Genomic DNA, 20,035 nt, shown 5'->3' with positions numbered 1-20,035 from the left:
GCTCATCAGCTTGGAGCGGCCATAGGGGTTGATCGGCGCAAGCTCGATCTCCTCCGGCACCGGGCTGACCGCCGGCTCGCCATAGACCGCGGCGGTCGAGGAGAAGATCACCCGCTTGACGCCGCCACGCACGGCGCTCTCCAGCAGGGCGCGCGTCTTCACGGTGTTGTTGAGGTAGTAGCCGAGCGGGTCGGAGACCGATTCCGGCACCACGATCCTTGCGGCGAAATGCGCGATCTCGGTGATGCCGTGCTCGGCGATGACGCGCTCGACCAGTTCCTGGTCGCCGATATCGCCCTTGACCAGCGTCGCCTCGGGCGGCACCGCCCACCAGAAGCCGGTCGAGAGATTGTCCAGTACGACCACGTTCTCGCCACGGTCGAGGAGTTCAAGCACCATGTGGCTGCCGATGTAGCCGGCTCCGCCCGAAACCAAAATCGCCATCGCAGAATGCCATCCCTCGTCATCAGACGATCATCATTGCGCGAAAAGCGTTGACGGGTTCTCAAGCTCGTTCTGGTATTGCTGCGTCGCAAAACGTCTCCAGACACGCTGCGAGGCGGTCGCCCTTCCACCCGTAACGCCACAGCCATGCTAGGCCGAGGCGCCAATTGGACCTTACATGACGAAACGCATCCGCAAGGCCGTTTTCCCCGTCGCCGGTCTCGGCACCCGCTTCCTGCCCGCGACCAAGGCGATTCCGAAGGAGATGCTGACCGTCGTCGATCGTCCCGTCCTCCAGCATGTCGTCGATGAGGCGCGCGCCGCCGGCATCGAGCATTTCGTCTTCGTGACCGGGCGCAACAAGGCCGTGATCGAGGACCATTTCGACCTCGCCTACGAGCTCGACGACACGCTGCGCAAGCGCAACAAGACAAAGGAACTCGAAGGGCTGCTCGCCGATCTGCCGGCCGCTGGCGCCACAAGCTTCACGCGCCAGCAGGCGCCGCTCGGCCTCGGCCACGCCGTCTGGTGCGCCCGCGACATCATCGGCGACGACGAGCCCTTCGCGCTGATGCTGCCCGACATGCTGCATCACACCCATGGCAAGGGCTGCCTGGCCGAGATGATCGACGCCTACAACAAGCATGGCGGCAATCACATCGCGGTCGCTCCGGTGCCGGATGACCAGACCCACCAGTACGGCATCGTCGGCGTCGAGAACCGCGACGCCAAGGTCTCGAAGATCACCAAGATGGTCGAGAAGCCGGCTAAGGGTACGGCGCCGTCCAATCTGCACATCACCGGTCGCTACATCCTGCAGCCGACAATCTTCAACCTGCTCGCCAACCAGGAGCCCGGGGCCGGCGGCGAGATCCAGCTCACCGACTCGATGATCGCGCTGTCGCGGCTGGAGCCGTTCCATGCTGTGCGCTTCGACGGCGACATCTACGACACCGGCTCGAAGATCGGCTTCCTGACGGCCAATGTCGCCTATGCGCTCGACCGCGGCGGCGATCTCGGCTCGCAATTCCGCCAGGAGATCGAGCGGCTGCTGGAACGCTGATGTACCCAATCGACAGGAGCCGCGCGGGTGAGTGAAACCGGCGTCGTCTTCGACCGAGCGCTGGGGCGCCTGCGACTGACGCGGGCGCTTGGCGGCGATTATCCGGACTTCCTGCTGGAGCGCGCGACGCAGGATCTGGATGAGCGGCTCTCGGCCGTGCTGCGACGGTTCACTGTCGCAGTCGATCTCGGCACGCCGTTGCCGCTGGCTGCGCCGGTGCTGCGCGCCAAGGCGGAGATGGCGCTACGCATGGTGGAGGCGGCCCGGGAGACTGCCGATCTCGCGGCCGATTTTCTCGGCGATCTCGAACACCTGCCGCTGGGGCCGGGCAGTCTCGATCTCGCGGCCTCGTTGCTTGCCCTGCAGGGCGTCAACGACCTGCCGGGCGCGCTGATCCAGATCCGCCGCGCTCTGCGGCCGGATGGGCTCTTCATCGGCTGCCTGCTCGGCGGCCGGACGCTGCACGAACTCCGGCAGGTGCTCCTGGAGGCGGAGGCCGAGACCACCGGCGGGGTCAGCCCGCGCATCGCGCCCTTCGCCGATCTGCGCGACCTCGGCAGCCTGCTGCAGCGCGCAGGCTTCGCGCTGCCGGTCGTCGACAGCGAGGTCGTGACCGTGCGCTATCGTGACATCTTCGGCCTGTTGCGCGACCTGCGCGCCATGGGCTGGAGCAATGCGCTCACGGCCCGACGCCGGTCCGGACTGCGCCGGGATACGCTGATGCGTGCGGCGGCACTCTATGCCGAACAATTCTCCGATGCCGACGGGCGGCTGCGCGCGACCTTCGAAATGGTCTGGCTCTCGGGCTGGGCGCCGCATGAGAGCCAGCAGAAGCCGCTGCGGCCGGGGTCGGCCAAGGCCAGGCTCGCGGATGCGCTCGGCGTGCCGGAGATCGGAACCGGCGACAAGGCGGGCTGATGCCGGAATGAGGGGGCAGGGGACGTAGTGAGCGAGAAACGGGAGCGGCTTGGCCGCGATGCCTTCGGACCGTTCCGCACGGTGCCGACGCGCTGGGCCGACAACGACGCCTACGGCCACGTCAACAATGTGGTCTATTATTCCTGGTTCGACACGGCCGTGAATGCCTGGCTGGTCGAGCGCGGCTTCCTCGACATTGCCGGCAGCGCGACTGTCGGCCTCGTTGTCGAGACCAACTGCAGCTATTTCGAGAGCGTCGCCTTTCCCGAGCCCGTCGAGGTCGGCTTCGGCGTCGAGCGGCTGGGCAACAGTTCGGTGACCTACCGGATCGGCATCTTCCGCCAGGGGGGCGAGCGGGCGGCGGCGCAGGGCCGCTTCACCCATGTCTATGTCGATCGCGCCTCGCAGCGCCCCGTGCCGATTCCGGCGGATCTGCGCGCGGCGCTCGAAGCCCTCACATCGTCAGGCGGATCTGGCTGATCTCGCGGGCGATCTGCTGGAAGATCGGCGTGAGCTGCGAGGCGTTCGAGACCTCGTAATACATGCCGGTGTCGCTGGCGCAGCCGCGCAGCAGGTTGCGGTTCCCGTCGATGACGCGGATCGAATAGATCTTGATGCGATCGGCCTTGGCGCTGGTGCAGGCCGCCTCGGTGCGCTGGTCCATCGTGCTCTGGCCGTCGCCGAAGCGGTTCTGGGTGTTGTCGCCGTCGGTGAGCAAGATCATGTACTTGGTCAGTCGCGGCGTGGTGGCCGGGGCGGCCTCGGGAAGCGGCGCGCCCGGGCTGAGGCTCGCCGCGCCCCAGGCCGCACCGATGGTGACGTTGGTGTTGCCGACCGGCGTCATCGCATTGATCGTGCTCGTCAGTGCGGTCCAGTCGCTCGTCAGCGGCCGGATCGGCGTCAGCGTCGACTGTGCGCAGAAATCGGCCGGAAACAACGTCGCGTTCTGACCCGTGACGGCGCCAGCGTCGCTGACGTCATAGGGTTTGTCGCGGTCGCTGACGCAGCCTTCCCAGGTCGCCTTCGTGATCGAGACCGTCTTCTTGCTGGAGCCGCTGCCGGTCGTCTTCGTCATATCGTAGCGCAGCCAGGGCGAGTCCTTGTAGCTGGTCGGCAGGCGCACCTGCGTCGCGAAGGGGACGACCGAAACGCGGATCTGGTCGGTCGCGGTCGAAGCTTCCTTCAGGATCTTGAGCAGGTCGAGCGAGGCCTTCTTGAGCTCGGTCAGCTTACTGGACGAGGCCATCGAGCCGGTGTTGTCGAGGACGAGCGCGAGTTCGACGGTGTTGGTGCCCCAGGCCGACTGGGCGGTCGAGGAGACCGGAATCGTGTCGACGCCGATGACCTTGGTCAGGCTGGTCTCGACCGCGGTGGTGGCGGTGACGTTGACGGTGCGCGCGGTCCGGTCGATCGCCACCGTGTAGGTGCCGAGCTTGGCGTCTGAATTGCCGGCGAGGTTGGCGCGGATCAGCGCCTCCGCACGGATCCTGAGCTGGGCATCCGTCAGCCGGGTCGCGTCGCGGGCGACCATCAGCGCGGCCGAATCGACGGCGGCGTTCAGGGTCGAGCGGGCGGAGGTGGCGCGGGCGTAATCGATCGAGGCACCGGCGATCCCGATCATCGGCAGGGCGAGGAATCCGAACATGATTCCGACATTGCCGGAGGCGTCTTTCCCGAAACGAGACAAAAGCGACATGGACTGTATCTCCCCGGCACGATCCGCCCCGTGCCGGGAAAAACAGCGCAGATCGCGTGCCAGCAGGGGGGCACGGCACCGGAATGCGTTGTCTCCTGCGGTCAGGCGCGCTATGCCCCGCGCATCGAAGTGTGGGGCGATCGAAGATTTGCCGCGCCGTCAGAACGCCAGGGACCGTCGCCTGTGATTTCCAACGACATCAAGATCACGCCGCAGCTCGTTGCCGAGCACGGCCTGAAGCCGGACGAGTATCAGCGCTTCCTGCATCTGATCGGCCGCGAGCCGACGATCACGGAACTCGGCATCGTCTCGGCGATGTGGAACGAGCACTGCTCGTACAAGTCCTCGAAGATCCATCTCAAGACCCTGCCGACCAAGGCGCCCTGGGTGATCCAGGGACCGGGCGAGAATGCGGGCGTCATCGACATCGGCGACGGCCTGGCCATCGTCTTCAAGATGGAGAGCCACAACCACCCGTCCTTCATCGAGCCCTACCAGGGCGCGACGACGGGCGTCGGCGGTATCCTGCGCGACGTCTTCACCATGGGCGCACGGCCGATTGCGGTGCTCGATGCGCTGCGCTTCGGCTCGCCGGACCATCCGAAGACGCACCATCTCGTCTCCGGCGTCGTTGCCGGCATCGGCGGCTACGGCAATTCCTTCGGGGTGCCCAATGTCGGCGGCCTCACCGGCTTCCACACCCGCTATGACGGCAACATCCTGGTCAACGCCATGGCTGTCGGCATCGCCCGGGCCGACGAGATCTTCTACGCCAAGGCCTCGGGCGTCGGTAAGGCGATTGTCTATCTCGGTTCCAAGACCGGCCGCGACGGCATCCATGGCGCGACCATGGCCTCGGCCGCATTCGGCGAGGGCGGCGAGGAGAAGCGCCCGACCGTGCAGGTCGGCGACCCCTTCGCCGAGAAGCTCCTGCTCGAGGCCTGCCTGGAGATCATGGCGGCTGGCCATGTCGACGCGATCCAGGACATGGGCGCGGCCGGCCTGACCTGTTCTGCCGTCGAGATGGGCGCCAAGGGCGATCTCGGCGTGGAGCTGAACCTCGACGCCGTGCCCTGCCGCGAGGACGGCATGAGCGCCTATGAGATGATGCTGTCGGAGAGCCAGGAGCGCATGCTCATGGTGATCAAGCCGGGCCATGAGGAACCGGCCGAGGCGATCTTCCGCAAATGGGGCCTGGATTTCGCCGTCGTCGGCCACACCACCGACAATCTGCGCTTTGTCGTGAAGCATCAGGGCGAGACCATGGCCGATCTGCCGATCAAGGAACTCGGCGACGAGGCGCCCGAGTACGACCGGCCCTGGATCGAGACGCCGCCGCAGCAGCGCATCGCGCCGGAGAGCGTCGAGGCACCCGTGACCAACGCGCAGGCGCTGCTGAAGCTGATCGGCTCGCCGGACCTGTGTTCGAAGCGCTGGGTCTGGGAGCAGTACGACACGCTGATCCTCGGCAATTCCGTGGTCACCCCCGGCGGCGATGCCGGCCTGATCCGGATCGAGGACGGGCCGAAGGGCCTCGCCATGACCGCCGACGTGACGCCGCGCTATTGCGAGGCCGATCCCTTCGAGGGCGGCAAGCAGGCCGTGGCCGAAGCCTGGCGCAACCTGACCGCGACCGGCGCGACCCCGCTCGCGATCACCGACAATCTGAACTTCGGCAACCCGGAGCGGCCCGAGGTGATGGGCCAGCTCGTCGGCTGCATCAAGGGCATCGGCGAAGCCTGCCGGGTGCTCGACTTCCCGGTCGTCTCCGGCAATGTCTCGCTCTACAACGAGACCAATGGCGTCTCGATCCTGCCGACTCCGACCATCGGCGGCGTCGGTGTGCTGGCCGACGTCACCAAGCATGCAACCGTTGCGTTCAAGGCCGAGGGCGAAAGCGTCATCCTGATCGGCGAGACGCAGGGCTGGCTCGGCCAGAGCGCCTATCTCGCGACGATCTGCAGCCGCGAGGAGGGCGCGCCGCCGCCGGTCGATCTGTCGGTCGAGCGTCGCAACGGCGATTTCGTGCGCGGCCTGATCACGGCGCAGCGCGTCACCGCCTGCCACGACCTGTCGGATGGCGGGCTTGCCGTCGCGCTGGCCGAGATGGCGATGGCGGGCGGCGTCGGCGCGGTGATCGAGCGCCTGCCGGCCGGGCCGGTTCATGGCGTGCTCTTCGGCGAGGACCAGGGGCGCTATCTCGTGACCGTGCCGAAGGCCACGGCCGAGGCCGTTCTCTGCGAGGCGAAGGCCGCCGGCGTGCCGGCGCTCGCGCTCGGCAGCACGGCTGCGGGCGCGCTCACCCTGCCGGGCGAGGCTGCGATCCCGCTTGCCGAACTGCGCCAGGCCCATGAAGCCTGGCTGCCGGCCTACATGGCCGGCAAGGCCGCCTGAGGAGAGCGACCATGGCGATGGATGCCCACGACATCGAGGCGATGATCAAGGCGGCGCTGCCGGATGCGGTCGTCGAGATCAAGGATCTTGCCGGGGACGGCGACCACTATGCGGCGACCGTCACTTCGGCCGCCTTCAAGGGCAAGAGCCGGGTGCAGCAGCACCAGATGGTCTATGCTGCGCTGAAAGGTAACATGGGCGGCGTGCTGCACGCCCTTGCGCTGACGACGGCGGTTCCCCAGAATTAGAACAGACTGTCCCAACCGTCCTTGCGGGCCTTGACCCCGCTCAGGGAGACCGAAGCATGACCGATATCAACGCCCGCATCGATGCCGAAGTGAAGTCCGCCGATGTCGTGCTCTTCATGAAGGGCACGCCGCAATTCCCGATGTGCGGCTTCTCCGGCCAGGTCGTGCAGATCCTCTCCTATGTCGGCGTGCCGTTCAAAGGCGTCAACGTGCTGGAGGATCAGGAGATCCGCGAAGGCATCAAGGCCTATTCCAACTGGCCGACGATCCCGCAGCTCTACGTCAAGGGCGAGTTCATCGGCGGCTGCGACATCACCCGCGAGATGTTCCAGGCCGGCGAGCTGCAGGCGCTGCTCGAGGAGAAGGGCATCGCGGTCAAGCAGGCGAGCTGATCGCCCGGCTTCAGCCGACACATTGAAAGGCCCGCGGCACCCATGGTGGCGCGGGCCTTTTGCTTGAACCTGCCGTCGCGATCCGGCGTCACTTGCCCTTGAACGCGATCGAACTCGCGACGCGCTCGATCGCGGGCTTCAGCCCATCGAATGCGGCGCCCGGCGAGATCGCGATAAGCCGCACGAAGCGCCCGTCCGGCCCGACCGCGAGGCGCTGCTCGAAGCGCTTGCCCTCGCCATCCTCGCCGGCGAGCAGATAGCCATCCGATGCGGCGAAACGGGTCGCCTCGCGCCGGGCGATGGTCGCGGCGGAAAAGCCGCGGGTCTGCTTGAGCAGCGTTTCCGAAAGCGCCTCCAGCTTCGCTCCGCGGCCACCCGAAAGCTGGGCGGCGACGATGATCAGTGGCTGGCTGCCGGATGGGTCGGCATTCAGCGGGCCGGAGGTCATGAGCACGCCGGCGCCGCCGATGGTGTCGACGATGCGGAAGGGTTCTGCCGTGGCGACGGCGAAGGGCAGGGCACCGAGCTTCTCCTCCAGGCTGGGCTCGGCCCCGAGCGAGACCGATTTCAGCATGGCCTCGACCATCTCCGCCGACAGATCGGCATCCTGAGGCGATTGCACGGTGATCATCACCGTTTTGGCGCCCTTGAAGAGCGCGACCCATTTCGCGAAGCTCAGGCCCCCCGCATTCTGCGTGCCGACCAGCAGCGGGATCTTGCCCGCCTTGGTGTCGAGGTCCTTGCGCGAGGCGATATCGACATTCTGCTTGGCGAAATTGACCTTCGCGGTCTCGAGCGAGGCGAAGAGTTCGGACAGCGCCGGGTGAGCTTCTGCCGGCAGCTCGGCGACGAGAACCGAGGCCTTGGTCTGCGGGTTCTGTAGGCCTGCGAAGCCATTGGCCGGCGTGAAGCCCTTCGGTGGCACGAGCGATACGGTGGTGCCGGGGATGGCGAGGCGCTCCTGTGCGGCTGCCGGCAGTGCCAGCGAGGCGAAGAGCGCGACAGCCAGGGCATGCACCCTGCGGCGGGTCGGTCGGATGTTCGTCACGCTCTGATCTCCTGCTCCTGTTCGGGCGGACAACGGCTGGCGAGGCATTTGGTTCGCAGCCATTGCAGCGGGCGAAGGCTAGGCACGGGCATTGGCTGGATTGTGACAGCGCGCCTGCGCTAGAGATGAGGCGCGCGAGCCGATGACCTTCGCGCGCCAGGAGACCGCAGCATGGCAGCCATCTCACGACGGGCTTTTGTCGCGGGGCTGTCTGCCTCGGTCGCCGGGTTGTCATCTCCGGCTCGCGCCCAGGCCGCAGCGACGCTGTTCCAGAACGTGCGCATCTTCGACGGCACCGGTAGCGGGCTCTCGGCGCCGTCGCAGGTGCTGGTGCGCGGCAATCAGATCGAGCGCATCACGACGGCAGCGGTCGCCGCCGAGCCCGGCACGACCGTCATCACGGGCGGCGGGCGGACCCTGATGCCTGGCCTGACGGACATGCACTGGCACGCGATGCTGGTGCGCTCGACGCCTCCCCAGCTGCTCTTCGGCAATTACGGCTTCAACATCCTGACAGCCGGTGCCGAAGCGACCGACACGCTGATGCGCGGCTTCACCACGGTTCGTGACATGGGCGGCCCGTCCTTCGGCCTGAAGCAGGCGATCGACGGCGGCGTGTTGCCCGGCCCGCGCATTTACCCATCAGGTGCTGTCATTACAGTGACCAGCGGGCATGGCGATTTCCGCCAGTTGACCGACCTGCCCCGCAAGCCGGGCACGCTGTCGCGCATGGAGGAAACCGGTGGCAGCATGGTCGCCGACAGCCCCGACGAGGTTCGCATGCGCGTGCGCGAACAGCTCATGCAGGGCGCTTCGCAGATCAAGCTGACAGCCGGTGGCGGCGTCGCCTCGCCGTTCAGCCCGCTCGACGTCTCGACCTTCACGGCCGAGGAGCTACGCGCGGCGGTCGAGGCCGCTGAGAACTGGGGCACCTATGTCGCGGTGCACGCCTACACCCCGGCAGCGATCACGCGGGCCATTGGGGTCGGCGTGAAGTGCATCGAGCACGGCCACCTGATGGACGAGGCGAGTGCCCGGCTGATTGCGGAAAAGGACGTCTGGCTGAGCACGCAGGCCTTTCCAGACGAGCTGGCCGATGCGTTTCCGCCCGGTTCCTTCGAGCGGCAGAAGGCCTATGCCGTCTTCGCCGGGACGGAGAAGACCTTCGAACTGGCGAAGAAGCACCGGCTCAAGCTCGCCTTCGGGACGGACATCCTGTTCTCGCCGCAGCTCGCGACGCGGCACGGGGAGCTCCTGGCCAAGCTCGGCCGCTGGTTCACACCCACCGAGGCCCTGACCATGGCGACGGGCACGAACGGCAAGCTCCTGGCGATGTCGGGCGAACGCAATCCCTATCCGGGCAAGCTCGGCGTGGTCGAGCAGGGGGCGCTGGCGGATCTGCTTCTGGTCGATGGCAACCCGCTGGAGAATCTCGGCCTCGTCACCGATCCGCGCAAGAACTTCGTGGTGATCATGAAGGACGGCCGGATCTACAAGAACACGCTGCCGGGCTGAGTGGCCGCGGACCGGTGTGATGCGGCGCTAGCGCTTCAGCGCCGCGCTGATCAGCGCCTTGGCATCCGGGCTCGCCCAGTCGGCGGGGCCCTGCAGGATCGCGAGTTCGCAGCCTTCCGGGTCGATGATCAGGCTGACCGGCATGCCCTCGACCTTGCGCGCGGTGCGCAGGTCCTGGAACACCTTCGCCTGCGGATCGGCATAGTAGGGCAGGGTGGCGATGTTGCGCTCGGCCAGCCACTTCTTCGGCTTTTCGAGATAGCGCGTGTCGATGTTGATCGCTACGACCTGGAAGTCAGCGCCGCCGAGGCCCGCCTGCAGCGCGTCGAGCGAGGGCATTTCCTTGAGGCAGGGCGGGCACCAGGTCGCCCAGAGATTGACCAGAAGGGCGCGGCCCTTGAAGGCCGACAGCGAGGTCGGCGCGCCGTCTGGGCCATTGAAGGCGAGGTCGGGCGTCGGCACGGGCGCGGCATTGACCTGCACGGCGGCGACCTCACCGCGCGCCAGCGGCGACATCCGCTTCGCCGTCGTGCGGGCGGCACTGCAAGAAGCGGAATTGCCGGCATCGCCCGCGACGGAGTAGAAGGCCGCGACGCCAGCGGCCGCGACGAGGGCCAGCGCTCCGATGGCGGCCATGATTTTCGTTCGTGACGTCATCGGACGTCCTCAAAGCAGGAAAGACCGCCGTGAGCAATCGCATGTGGGGTGGACGTTTCGCCACGGGGCCCGACGCCATCATGGAGGAAATCAACGCCTCCATCGATTTTGACCAGCGCCTGTGGCGCCAGGATATCCGTGGCTCGCTTGCCCATGCGGCCATGCTGGGCGAGACCGGCATCCTGACGAAGGACGATGTGGCGGCGATCCGCGCCGGGCTCAAGCAGGTCGAGGCCGATATCGAGGCCGGTACGTTCACGTTCTCGCGCGCGCTCGAGGACGTCCACATGAATGTCGAGAGCAGCCTGAAGGACCGGATCGGCGCCGCCGCCGGGCGCCTCCATACCGGGCGCTCGCGCAACGACCAGGTCGCGACCGACATGAAGCTGTGGGTGCGCGACACGCTCGACCAGATCGACGAGCAGATGGCCGATCTCCAGCTCGCGTTGGCCGAGAAGGCTGAGGCCCATGCCGGTTCGGTGATGCCGGGCTTCACCCATCTGCAATCGGCCCAGCCGGTCACCTTCGGCCATCACCTGCTCGCCTATGTCGAGATGCTCGGCCGTGATCGCGGCCGCATCGCCGATGCGCGTGCCCGGTTGAACGAGTGCCCGCTCGGTGCGGCCGCTCTCGCCGGCACCTCCTTCCCGATCGATCGCGAGATGACGGCGAAGGCGCTCGGCTTCGACCGGCCGACGGCCAATTCGCTCGATTCGGTCTCGGATCGCGATTTCGTGCTGGAGACGCTGGCGGCAGCCTCGATCTGCGCGATGCACCTGTCGCGGCTGGCGGAGGAGATCGTGCTCTGGGCGACGCCGCAATTCGGCTTCATCAGGCTCTCGGACGCCTTCTCGACCGGCTCCTCGATCATGCCGCAGAAGCGCAACCCCGACGCCGCCGAGCTGGTGCGCGGCAAGGCGGGGCGCGTCTTCGGCACGCTGCAGCAGATGCTGACGATGATGAAGGGCCTGCCGCTGACCTATTCCAAGGACATGCAGGAGGACAAGGAAGGCACCTTCGACGCTCTGCAGACGCTCTCGCTCTGCCTTGCCGCGACGGCCGGCATGGTCCGCGACATGCAGCCGGACCTCAAGGTGATGAAGAAGGCCGCCGGCCTCGGCTACGCGACTGCGACCGATCTCGCCGACTGGCTGGTGCGGGTGCTGAAGATGCCGTTCCGCGACGCCCATCACGTCACTGGCCGCCTCGTCGGCATTGCCTCGGAGAAGAAGATCGGGCTGGAGAAGCTGTCGCTTGCCGAGATGCAGGCGGTCGAGCCGAAGATCACTGAGGCCGTCTTCGCCGTGCTCGGCGTCGAGCAATCGGTGAAGAGCCGCGTCAGCTATGGCGGTACCGCCCCGGCGAATGTCCGCCGCCAGGCCAAGCGTTGGCTCAAGAAGCTGGCGAAGGGCTGACCGCTTCACAGGCTTCCGTCTTCCCGGGCTTGCCGGGAATGACGGGAGCAGGAGCGGAGAGCCTCGCCTCCGCCGCCATCCTTCGCTACACTCCCCGCTACGCTTCGCCCAAAGGTTCGCTTTCGTGCTGCACTCCCGCCTGAAACTTGGCCGCGCCGTCCTGGTCGCGGGCCTGCTCGCACTCGCGCTCGGAGCCTGCGGCCGCAAGGGTCCCCTGGAGGCCCCGCCGAACGCGACCAGCGCGATCGATCTGCCCGATTCGCAGATTGGCGCGACCGAGCGTGACGCGGAGACGCTGACGCAAGGTTCCGTCCTGGCGAAGCCGGCCAAGGCCAACCGCGCGATCACGGTGCCGGAGAAGCCCTTCGTGCTCGACGCGATCCTCTAAGAGCTTCAGATGCATCATTTCAGCTATCGCGACGGTTCCCTCTTTGCTGAGGACGTCGATCTGCGCCAGATCGCTGCCGAGGTCGGCACGCCGGTCTACGTCTATTCCTCGGCCACGATCGAGCGGCACTACCGGCTGTTCGAGGCGGCGGTGAAGGGCGCTGCGCCGGACGGTCAGGCGCATGTCTTCTACGCCATGAAGGCCAACGGCAATCTCGGCGTGCTGAAGACGCTGGCGGCGCTCGGCGCCGGCGCCGACACGGTCTCGGAAGGCGAGGTCCGCAAGGCACTGGCCGCCGGTTTCCCGCCGGAGAAGATCGTTTTTTCCGGCGTCGGCAAGAGCGAAAGCGAGCTGCGCTTCGCGGTCGAGGCCGGCATCTATCAGGTCAATATCGAGACCGAGGGCGAGCTCGACCTGCTCTCGCGCGTCGCGGCTTCGCTCGGCAAGCGCCAGGAGGCGGTGTTCCGGGTCAATCCCGACATCGGCGCCGGCGGCCACGCCAAGATCACCACGGGCTCGTCCGAGAACAAGTTCGGCGTCTCCTTCGAGGAGGTCGGCCGGCTCTATACGCGTGCGGCCAACATGCCGGGCGTGCGGATGATGGGTCTCGCGGTCCATATCGGCAGCCAGATCCGCACGACCGATGCCTTCGAGGCGGCCTATGCCAAGATGGCGGCGCTGGTCGGAAGCCTGCGCGGCGAGGGGCATCGCGTCGACCGCCTGGACCTCGGCGGCGGCCTCGGCATTCCCTATGACGTGCCGAAGGATTTCGACCATGGGCCGGGGCTGATCGAAGCCTATGCCGAGATGGTGGGCCGGGTCACCAAGGGGCTCGATGTCGAGCTCGGTTTCGAGCCGGGCCGGCTGATCGTCGGCAATGCCGGCATCCTGATGACGCGCGTGCTGCATCTCAACCCGCGCCCGACGAAGCAGTTCCTCGTCGTCGATGCGGCGATGAACGATCTCGTCCGGCCGGCAATGTACGAGGCCTATCACGAGATCTGGCCGGTGGCGGAACCGCAGCCCGGCGCGGCCGAGGTGGCCTATGACGTGGTTGGGCCGATCTGCGAATCGGGCGACACTTTCACCACGGGCCGCGTTCTCCCGGCCCTGAAGCCCGACGACCTGATCGCCTTCATGACCGCTGGTGCCTATGGCGCGAGCATGTCCTCGAGCTACAACCAGCGCCTGCTGGTGGCGGAAGTGCTCGTGAAAGGCGGCGAATATGCCGTGACGCGGCCGCGCCAGAGCTATGAAGAGCTCCTCGGCACGGATCGTGCACCGCCTTGGCTCGCCTGACGGGCGTTCACGAAACGTCGAGCAGGCTGTGGGCTAAACGCCTTCGCTCTGGCCTTGCCACATTCCCGTGCTAGCTTTCGGGAACTGGCGTCTGTCCGGACGAAGGTTTGGCCCAGACGCAAGGTTTCCCGGCGGCATTGGGGGCGGCTCGGAGCGACGGCATGAATGAGGCGCAGCGCCGCAAGGCGCCCGATCCGATCGAAGGCGTCCGGCAAAGGCTGGCACGCCTCGCCATGGCGTCGCGCGTCTCGCTGGGCTGGGAACGGCTTTGGCCACGGCTCTGGCTTCCCATCGCCGTCCTGCTGACCTTCCTCGCCGTATCGTGGTTCGGGCTCTGGACTTATCTGCCCTGGCAGGGCCGCGCGCTCGGCCTCGCCCTGTTCGCGGCGGCGCTTGCCGCCAGCTTCTGGCATGTGGCGCGGATGGCGCTGCCGACGCATCGTGACGCGCTGGCGCGGCTCGACCAGTCGCTCGTGGGCGGGCATCGTCCGGCCTCGGCGCTGGAGGACAGTCTCGCGGTCGGCGCCAAGGATCCGGTTTCGCAGGCGCTCTGGGCCCTGCATGTCGAGCGCCAGAGCGCCCGCATCGCCGGCCTGAGCGTCAACCCACCTCAGCCGCGCATGGCCGGCCGCGATCGCTACGCGCTGCGCGCCGTGCCGCTGATGGCGGCCGTAACGGGATTCTTCGTCGCGGGCCACGAGGCAATTCCAAGGCTGCGCGCGGCCTTCGACTGGCGTGGGCCCGCCCTGTCGGCCCCGGCAGTCCGCGTCGATGCCTGGATCGACCCGCCGGCGTATACGCGGCTGCCGCCGTTGCTGATCGATTTCGCCAGGCTCGCGAGCCCGCAGATCAGCGCACCCGAGAAATCGACGATCGTCGTGCGAATCGCCGGCAAGACCTCGATGGACGTCGCGACGACCGGGCGGCTCGACCTGCTGCCGCCGCCCGATGCCAAGGCGGCGGACGGCAAGGCCGCAGACGGCAAGCCGGCCGGAGCATCCAAGCCGGCGACGGGAGAGGCTCCCGCGGTGCTGGAGAAGCGATTTACCCTGGTGGGTAACGGCACGCTGCGGCTGACCGGCGGCGGCGCACCGGGCACGACGCTGACGATCACGGCGATTGCCGACCAGCCGCCGCAGGTTTCGTTCATCGAGCCGCCGAAGCCAGTGACGGGCGCGCAGCCGGGCGGGCTCTCGATCGCCTATCGCGTCAAGGACGATTACGGCCTCGCCTCGGTCGAGGCGACGGTGGAGCGCAGTGGTCCGCCTTCGACCGGGCGCTCGCTGGTCGAGGCGCCGAAGCAGGGGCTCAGCGTGCCATCCTCGCCCTCGGGCGAGGAGGACATGAAGAGCACCGTCGATTTCTCGGCCCATCCCTGGGCTGGCGCCAAGGTGAAGATGACCCTGGTGGCCCGCGACGAGGCCGGCCAGGAGGGACGTAGCGAGCCGGTCGAGGTCGTGCTGCCGCAGCGTACCTTCGCCAAGCCGCTGCCGAAGGCGCTGGTCGAGCAGCGTCGCAAGCTCGTCATGGATGTCGACGACCGCCGCAAGGTCCAGCTTGCGATGGACGCGCTGATGATCGAGCCCGACATGTTCATGAAGGAGACCGGCGTCTATCTCGGCATGCGGATGATCACCGAGCGGCTGCGCAAGAGCTCGAGCGACGATGAGCTGCGCGAGGTCGCAGACCTGATGTGGGCGCTGGCGCTCCAGCTCGAGGATGGCGATCTGTCCGATGCCGAGCGGGCGCTCAGGGCCGCGCAGGAGAACCTGCAGCAGGCGCTGGAGCGCGGCGCCTCCGAGGAGGAGATCCGCAAGCTCACCGAGGAGATGCGGCGGGCGATGGACCAGTTTATGCGTCAGCTCGCCGAGCAGATGCAGCGTCAGCAGCAGAACGCCGATCCGAACCAGATGACGCAGCTGCCGGAGAATTTCCGGACGGTGACGCCGCGCGATCTGCAGAACATGCTCAACCGCATCGAGGAGCTGTCGAAGCGCGGCGACATGGCCGAGGCGCAGCGCCTGATGGAAGAGCTCAATCAGATGCTCAACAATCTCCAGATGGCGCGACCGGGCCAGCAGGACCCGCGCCAGCGCGAGATGAACCGGGCGCTGTCCGATCTCGACCGGATGACGCGCGATCAGCAGAACCTGCGCGACGAAACCTTCCAGCAGGAGCAGCAGCGCCAGAACCGGGCGCAGCGCGGCCAGCGCCCCGGCCAGCAGCAGGCCCGCCCGGGCCAGCAGGGCCAGCGCCAGCAGGGGCAGCGCGGCCAGCAGGGCCAGCGTGGCCAGCAGCCGGGCGAGCAGCCCGGAGAGCAGGGCGAGGACGGCGAGGACGGCGAAGGCCAGCAGGGCGAGAACGGGCAGGGGCAGGGCGGGCAGAGCCTCGCCCAGCGCCAGCAGCAATTGCGCGAGCGCCTGCAGGAATTGCAGCGGCGCATGCGCGGCATGGGCGCCCCGCAGCAGGGCGAACTGGGCGAGGCCGAGGATGCCATGGGCGAGGCCGGCGAGCAGCTTGGCCAGGGCCAGGGCGAGGGTGCGCTCGATGCGCAGGGCCGGGCCCTGGAGGCGCTGCGCAAGGGTGGCCAGAACCTCGCACAGCAGATGCAGGGCCAGCCCGGAGAGGGCGGCGAGCCCGGCGAGGGAAGCCCCTTCGGAGAGCCCGATGGCCAACCTGCGGGCCGCCCCTCGGCCCAGCAGCGCGGTCGCGAGGATCCGCTCGGCCGGCCGCAGCGCCAGCGCGACTGGGCCGATGGCCGCGTGCGTGTGCCCGGCGCCGATGAGAGCGCCACCCAGCGCGCGCGCCGCATCCTGGAAGAGCTGCGTCGTCGTCTCGGCGACCCATCGCGGCCGATGGAAGAGCTGGATTATCTGGAGCGGCTGCTCAGGCGGAATTGAGAGCGCCGGTGAACCCCGTCCTTGCGGGCTATGGGGTCACCGCGGCTCTCTGCCATGGCGGGGCGCATAGCTCGCGACCAGTGCTCCGGCGACGATCAGCGTGCAGGAGATCGCCAGCAGCCAGCTTGGCTGGGCATAGCCCGCCAGCACGAGCACGATCGTCGAGAGCACGGGGGCGGCATAGGAGGCGACACCGAGCAGGGCGACGTCGCCCTGCTTCATCCCGATGTCCCAGACGACGAAGGCAAGCCCGATCGATCCGAGACCCAAGCCCAGAACGCCGGCCCATTCGACCGATGACAACGACCAAAGCGTCGTCTCGAAGGCGGCATGGCAGACGAAGGCGGGGATGGCGCAGCCGAGCATGGTGATGCAGAGGCTCTCCGAGGGCACCGTCGCGAAGCGGCGCGAGACCACGGAATAGCTCGCCCAAACGAAGGCGCCGAGTGCGGCCAGCACATGGCCAAGCGCCAGCCCCTGGCCCGAGCCGAGACCGCCCGAGATCAGCAGGGCGGTGGCGGCGAGGCCGATCAGCGCGCCGATCAGGTGGCGCAGCTTGAGCGTGCCGCCGGGCAGCAGTGCGGCGAACAGCACGATCAGCAGCGGCCAGAGATAATGGATCAGGTTCGCCTCGGCGGCCGGGGCCGTCTTGACGGCGGCGTAGTAGAGCGCGCTGTCCCCGAAGGGGCCGTAGAGCCCCAGGGCGAAGGAGGCCGGCGTCGGCCGGATGCGGGACAACTGGCCGCGCAATGCGGTGATCGCCAGGATCAGCAGGCCACCGATGACGAAGGTCATGCCGACTAGCTGGAAGGGCGGTACGCGCCCGCTCATCGCCGTGAACAGGGCCAATGTCGACCAGAACAGGATGGCGACGAGGCCGATGAAGGTTGCGGTGCGCGTGGTCATGCGGTTGCGGTCGGGCGATTGCGGTTGGGGCGGGCCTGTGAGAGCGGGCGGTTTCGATAGCAGGCACATGGCGAAATGCAGCAGCTATTTTGCTGCTGGGGCGGGTTTCCGCATCGCAGCACGGCCTTCACGCCATGGATGCCATGACCTGCACGCCGTGCGGCGGCATTGACCGGGGCGGGCCGAAGGACCAAGCGTCGCAGCCATGACAACGCTATCCCTGCCCGTCACCGAGCGCCGCCCGCTGATCCCGATCCTCGTCGCGTTGAGCGTCGCGCATCTGCTGAACGACCTGCTTCAGTCGATGATCCCGGCGCTCTATCCGCTGATCAAGGAGACGTATCGGCTCGACTTCATCCAGATCGGGCTGATCACGCTCGCTTTCCAGGTGACGTCGTCGCTGCTTCAGCCGCTCCTCGGCTGGTTCACCGACAAGCGGCCCTGGCCCTATGCGATGGTCGCCGGAATGGGCGCGACGCTGTGCGGCCTGCTGACGCTCGCCTTCGCCACGAGCTACGGCATGGTGCTCCTAGCCGCCGCGCTGGTCGGGTTCGGCTCGGCAGTGTTCCACCCTGAGGCGACGCGGATGGCGCGCCATGCCGCGGCCGGGCGGCAGGGGCTGGCGCAGGGCCTGTTCCAGGTTGGGGGGCATGCCGGCTATGCCATCGGCCCGTTGCTGGCGGCCGCGATCGTGGTGCCGCGCGGGCAGGCGAGCCTGGCCTGGTTCTCGATCGTCGTCCTGGTCGCGATGATGCTGATGTCCTGGACGGCCTCGCGCTACAGCACGTTCCGGCGCAGTCAGGCGAAGGGGCAGGGTGACGAGGTCGCCGGGCACGGGCTGTCGCGCGGGCGCGTGCTGTTCGCGATGACGATCCTGATCCTGCTGCTGGTCTCGAAGAACGGCTACAACGCCGCCTTCACCTCCTACTACACGTTCTACCTGATGACGCGGTTCGAGATCACCGTGCAGCTCTCGCAGATCATGCTGTTCCTCTATCTGCTGGTCTCGACCTTCGGCGTCATCATCGGCGGCATGGTGGGGGATCGGATCGGGCGCGACCGGGTGATCTGGCTGTCCATCGTGGGTTCTTTGCCATTCGCGCTCCTGCTGCCGCATGCCGACCTGTTCTGGACCGGCGTGCTCAGCGTCATCATCAGCTTCGTCATGGCGAGCGCCTTCTCGGCGATCCTGATCTACGCGATCGACCTCGTGCCGCATCGAGTCGGCCTGGTCGGCGGGCTGTTCTACGGCCTGTCCTTCGGGCTGGCGGGCGTCGCCGCGGCGGTGCTGGGCGCGCTGGCGGACCAGATCGGCATCGTCGCGGTGTTCAAGATCTGCGCCTGGCTGCCGGCACTGGGCCTGTTGACCTTCCTGCTGCCGAAATCGGCACGCCAGGGCTGACGTGCCGCTTCTTCGCGCGCCGACGCAAGGAACCCACATTTCCTGCCTAGCGTTCCTGCATGGCGCGGCCGGCTTCCCGGCGGCCGTCTGTGCAGGAGGAACGCCGTGCTGGTTCAGATCGGAACGCTCATCGCCGCGACCAGCCTGATCCAGCTCGCAAATGGCTTCTTCAACACCTTCCTCTCACTCCGGCTGACGACCGAAAATTTTGGCGCGACGGCGACCGGCATCGTGCTCAGCGCCTATTTCGTCGGCTTTACCATCGGGGCGGTCGGTTGTGGCGGTGTGATCCAGCGCATCGGCCATATCCGTGCCTATGCCGCCTTCGCCGGGCTGGTCGTCGTCGGTGTCGCGGTGATGCCGCTCCTGGTCTCGCCCGCGGCCTGGATCGCCTGCCGCGTCGCGATGGGCATCGGCTGCGTCGGCCTGTTCATCACCACCGAGAGCTGGCTCAACGCCAAGGCCCTGCCCGACCAGCGCGGCCGCGTCTTCTCGACCTATATGGTCGGCACCTTCGTGGCGCTGGCGGTCGGGCAGCTCGTCATCGCCAAGCTCGCTATCCAGTCGGCGGCCGCCTTTCATGTCGTCGGCGCGCTCTTCGCGCTCGCACTGGTCATGGTCTCCACGACGCGTGCAGAAGCGCCCGCTCTCGTCTCCGAAGGCGGCTCGCTGCGTTATGGCGAGCTGACGCGGCAGGCGCCGGTCGCCGTCGCCGGCTGCGTCGTCAGCGGCATGATCAGCAGCGCCTTCTATGCTCTGGTTCCGGCCTGGATGCTCAACACCGGCATCAGCCAGGGCACGATCGCGCTGTTCATGCTCGTCGCGGTGCTTGGCGGGCTGGCGCTGCAGGTTCCCGTGGGGCGGCTGTCGGACCGCAACGACCGCAGGCTGGTTCTGGCAGGGCTGGCGGTCGGCTACGCTGCGGCGGCGGTGCTCCTCGTGCTGCTACCCGCGCAAGTGGCGATGGTGCTGCCGGTCGCGGCGCTGCTCGGCGGCTTCATGTCGACGCTCTACCCCGTCTGCGTTGCCCATGCGCTCGACCGGATGCCGTCCGATCGCGTGGTTGCGGTCAGCGGCCGGCTGATCCTGGTGAGCGGCTTCGGTTCGGCGCTCGGGCCGGTTCTCGGCGCCGCCATCATGGCGCGCTTCGACATCAACGGCCTGTTCTACTTCATGGCGCTGACGACGCTGCTCCTGGCCGCGCTCGCGGCGCTGCGGATCCGGGTGCGCGAGGCGCCGGAGAAGGTCGAGCGCCCCTTCGAGATCATCGATCCGCTTGCCGCGCCGATCTCGCAGGAGCCGCAGGCGACCGAGGCGGACGGAACGCCTCGGCTGGCTGTCGCAATGTGA

The 20,035-nt window shown here is 67.7% G+C and carries 18 protein-coding genes; 13 read left to right on the top strand and 5 right to left on the bottom strand.

Translation table 11 applies throughout. The features are described 5' to 3' along the window. The coding region (locus VGN82_RS12750; protein ID WP_327525725.1) for an NAD-dependent epimerase/dehydratase family protein at positions 1-444 on the bottom strand (444 nt) is incomplete at its 3' end. 178 nt (positions 445-622) lie between these two features. Here VGN82_RS12750 and VGN82_RS12745 point away from each other — a divergent pair. From VGN82_RS12745 to VGN82_RS12735, 3 genes are read left to right on the top strand one after another with little or no spacing between them, the layout of a single operon-like run. Then, on the top strand, positions 623-1,507 hold the full coding sequence (locus VGN82_RS12745) for a UTP--glucose-1-phosphate uridylyltransferase (RefSeq protein ID WP_327527398.1): 885 nt from the start codon (positions 623-625) through the stop codon (positions 1,505-1,507). 27 nt (positions 1,508-1,534) lie between these two features. After that, entirely contained in the window at positions 1,535-2,425 is an 891-nt protein-coding gene (locus VGN82_RS12740) for a methyltransferase domain-containing protein (RefSeq protein ID WP_327527397.1), read from the top strand. 27 nt (positions 2,426-2,452) lie between these two features. Continuing rightward, positions 2,453-2,905 carry an acyl-CoA thioesterase gene (locus tag VGN82_RS12735; protein ID WP_327527396.1) on the top strand — a complete coding sequence of 151 codons (453 nt, stop codon included), beginning with the start codon at positions 2,453-2,455 and terminating at the stop codon, positions 2,903-2,905. Here VGN82_RS12735 and VGN82_RS12730 read toward each other — a convergent pair. Then, positions 2,880-4,121: a vWA domain-containing protein gene (locus VGN82_RS12730; RefSeq protein ID WP_327527395.1), complete on the bottom strand. Its 1,242-nt coding sequence runs from the start codon at positions 4,119-4,121 to the stop codon at positions 2,880-2,882. The genes VGN82_RS12735 and VGN82_RS12730 overlap by 26 nt on opposite strands. A 183-nt stretch (positions 4,122-4,304) precedes the next feature. Here VGN82_RS12730 and purL point away from each other — a divergent pair, with 183 nt between their 5' ends. The 3 genes from purL to grxD are packed head-to-tail and all read left to right on the top strand — an operon-like array spanning position 4,305 to position 7,155. After that, positions 4,305-6,515, top strand: coding sequence for a phosphoribosylformylglycinamidine synthase subunit PurL (gene purL / locus VGN82_RS12725; protein WP_327527394.1), 2,211 nt, complete (start codon positions 4,305-4,307; stop codon positions 6,513-6,515). Between the two features lie 11 nt (positions 6,516-6,526). Further along, positions 6,527-6,763: a BolA family protein gene (locus VGN82_RS12720; protein ID WP_327527393.1), complete on the top strand. Its 237-nt coding sequence runs from the start codon at positions 6,527-6,529 to the stop codon at positions 6,761-6,763. A 56-nt stretch (positions 6,764-6,819) separates the two neighbouring features. Beyond that, positions 6,820-7,155: a Grx4 family monothiol glutaredoxin gene (gene grxD / locus VGN82_RS12715; protein ID WP_327527392.1), complete on the top strand. Its 336-nt coding sequence runs from the start codon at positions 6,820-6,822 to the stop codon at positions 7,153-7,155. Positions 7,156-7,243: 88 nt separating this feature from the next. On the opposite strand, the gene VGN82_RS12710 is transcribed toward grxD, so the two are convergent. Beyond that, positions 7,244-8,203 carry a hypothetical protein gene (locus VGN82_RS12710; protein WP_327527391.1) on the bottom strand — a complete coding sequence of 320 codons (960 nt, stop codon included), beginning with the start codon at positions 8,201-8,203 and terminating at the stop codon, positions 7,244-7,246. 171 nt (positions 8,204-8,374) lie between these two features. On the opposite strand from VGN82_RS12710, the gene VGN82_RS12705 reads away from it, so the two are divergent. Continuing rightward, entirely contained in the window at positions 8,375-9,718 is a 1,344-nt protein-coding gene (locus VGN82_RS12705; RefSeq protein ID WP_327527390.1) for a metal-dependent hydrolase family protein, read from the top strand. Between the two features lie 27 nt (positions 9,719-9,745). On the opposite strand, the gene tlpA is transcribed toward VGN82_RS12705, so the two are convergent. Beyond that, complete coding sequence (gene tlpA / locus VGN82_RS12700) at positions 9,746-10,354, bottom strand: thiol:disulfide interchange protein TlpA (protein ID WP_327527389.1); 609 nt, start codon at positions 10,352-10,354, stop codon at positions 9,746-9,748. A gap of 50 nt (positions 10,355-10,404) precedes the next feature. Here tlpA and argH point away from each other — a divergent pair, with 50 nt between their 5' ends. The 4 genes from argH to VGN82_RS12680 all read left to right on the top strand — a co-directional run bounded on the left by argH (position 10,405) and on the right by VGN82_RS12680 (position 16,377). Then, complete coding sequence (gene argH / locus VGN82_RS12695) at positions 10,405-11,790, top strand: argininosuccinate lyase (protein ID WP_327527388.1); 1,386 nt, start codon at positions 10,405-10,407, stop codon at positions 11,788-11,790. Between the two features lie 124 nt (positions 11,791-11,914). After that, a complete protein-coding gene (gene lptM, locus VGN82_RS12690) occupies positions 11,915-12,178 on the top strand; it encodes an LPS translocon maturation chaperone LptM (RefSeq protein WP_327527387.1) in 264 nt (87 codons plus the stop codon). A 9-nt stretch (positions 12,179-12,187) separates the two neighbouring features. After that, complete coding sequence (lysA, locus tag VGN82_RS12685) at positions 12,188-13,477, top strand: diaminopimelate decarboxylase (protein ID WP_327527386.1); 1,290 nt, start codon at positions 12,188-12,190, stop codon at positions 13,475-13,477. A gap of 161 nt (positions 13,478-13,638) precedes the next feature. Further along, positions 13,639-16,377: a TIGR02302 family protein gene (locus VGN82_RS12680; RefSeq protein WP_327527385.1), complete on the top strand. Its 2,739-nt coding sequence runs from the start codon at positions 13,639-13,641 to the stop codon at positions 16,375-16,377. A 36-nt stretch (positions 16,378-16,413) separates the two neighbouring features. Here the strand turns inward: VGN82_RS12680 and yddG are convergent, their stop codons facing one another. Further along, positions 16,414-17,283 carry an aromatic amino acid exporter YddG gene (gene yddG, locus VGN82_RS12675; RefSeq protein WP_327527384.1) on the bottom strand — a complete coding sequence of 290 codons (870 nt, stop codon included), beginning with the start codon at positions 17,281-17,283 and terminating at the stop codon, positions 16,414-16,416. A 205-nt stretch (positions 17,284-17,488) separates the two neighbouring features. On the opposite strand from yddG, the gene VGN82_RS12670 reads away from it, so the two are divergent. Together VGN82_RS12670 and VGN82_RS12665 are read left to right on the top strand one after the other, a co-directional pair. Beyond that, positions 17,489-18,685: an MFS transporter gene (locus tag VGN82_RS12670; RefSeq protein ID WP_327527383.1), complete on the top strand. Its 1,197-nt coding sequence runs from the start codon at positions 17,489-17,491 to the stop codon at positions 18,683-18,685. A 105-nt stretch (positions 18,686-18,790) separates the two neighbouring features. Next, positions 18,791-20,035 (top strand): MFS transporter, encoded by a 1,245-nt coding sequence (locus VGN82_RS12665; protein WP_327527382.1) that lies wholly within the window; start codon positions 18,791-18,793, stop codon positions 20,033-20,035.

Source organism: Allobosea sp., from assembly GCF_035999205.1.
In the GTDB taxonomy this organism is placed as follows: Bacteria; Pseudomonadota; Alphaproteobacteria; order Rhizobiales; family Beijerinckiaceae; genus Allobosea.
This window is presented reverse-complemented; position numbering and strand designations above follow the sequence as displayed.

What these genes read in the sequence shown, in the direction of transcription:
- lysA (WP_327527386.1), top strand. Translation starts at nt 12,188, where the DNA reads ATGCATCATTTCAGCTATCGCGACGGTTCCCTCTTTGCTGAGGACGTC.
- tlpA (WP_327527389.1), bottom strand. Translation starts at nt 10,354, where the DNA reads ATGGCCGCCATCGGAGCGCTGGCCCTCGTCGCGGCCGCTGGCGTCGCG.
- VGN82_RS12720 (WP_327527393.1), top strand. Translation starts at nt 6,527, where the DNA reads ATGGCGATGGATGCCCACGACATCGAGGCGATGATCAAGGCGGCGCTG.
- grxD (WP_327527392.1), top strand. Translation starts at nt 6,820, where the DNA reads ATGACCGATATCAACGCCCGCATCGATGCCGAAGTGAAGTCCGCCGAT.
- VGN82_RS12670 (WP_327527383.1), top strand. Translation starts at nt 17,489, where the DNA reads ATGACAACGCTATCCCTGCCCGTCACCGAGCGCCGCCCGCTGATCCCG.
- yddG (WP_327527384.1), bottom strand. Translation starts at nt 17,283, where the DNA reads ATGACCACGCGCACCGCAACCTTCATCGGCCTCGTCGCCATCCTGTTC.
- VGN82_RS12680 (WP_327527385.1), top strand. Translation starts at nt 13,639, where the DNA reads ATGAATGAGGCGCAGCGCCGCAAGGCGCCCGATCCGATCGAAGGCGTC.
- VGN82_RS12705 (WP_327527390.1), top strand. Translation starts at nt 8,375, where the DNA reads ATGGCAGCCATCTCACGACGGGCTTTTGTCGCGGGGCTGTCTGCCTCG.
- VGN82_RS12745 (WP_327527398.1), top strand. Translation starts at nt 623, where the DNA reads ATGACGAAACGCATCCGCAAGGCCGTTTTCCCCGTCGCCGGTCTCGGC.
- VGN82_RS12730 (WP_327527395.1), bottom strand. Translation starts at nt 4,121, where the DNA reads ATGTCGCTTTTGTCTCGTTTCGGGAAAGACGCCTCCGGCAATGTCGGA.